The organism is Embleya sp. NPDC056575, from assembly GCF_042793325.1.
GTDB lineage: Bacteria > Actinomycetota > Actinomycetes > Streptomycetales > Streptomycetaceae > Embleya.
Genome location: NZ_JBHTVA010000215.1, coordinates 634 through 1,005, shown reverse-complemented (window position 1 = coordinate 1,005; position 372 = coordinate 634). Strand labels below are relative to the sequence as shown.

General features: G+C 72.6%; 1 protein-coding gene. It reads right to left on the bottom strand.

Annotated elements, in window-relative coordinates; all coding sequences use genetic code 11:
- Nucleotides 1-372 (bottom strand): hypothetical protein (locus ACFRCG_RS48865; protein ID WP_380043149.1); only part of this gene is annotated, 372 nt, incomplete at both ends.

Sequence of the window (372 nt, the reverse complement as noted above, 5' to 3'; positions counted from 1 at the left end):
CGATTCTCCTCCAGGATCGCGCCGCTGTCCCAGATCAGCTCAGGGGTTTCGAGGGTGGCCGGGCCGGCCGGGTACCCCCGGGTGAAGGTCTTGGTACCGAGCACTGGGCCGTGCACCACGCTCCAGGTGCCCAGCCCCGCGCAGAGAGCCGCCGCGGTGCACAACGCCCACATCGTCCGGCGCGCACGGGCGCGGGTCAGGAACAGTACGAGGACACCGAAACCGCCGGCCACGCCGAGCAGGGCGGCGCCGACGGTCTCCCGGCGTGCTCGACTCTCCTCGGTCTCGCCCTCCTCCTGGGGCGCCGGGGCCGTGACGAGGAAGCTCGCACCGTCGTCCTGCCGGTTCCTCCCATCGTCCGCTCCTCTGGCC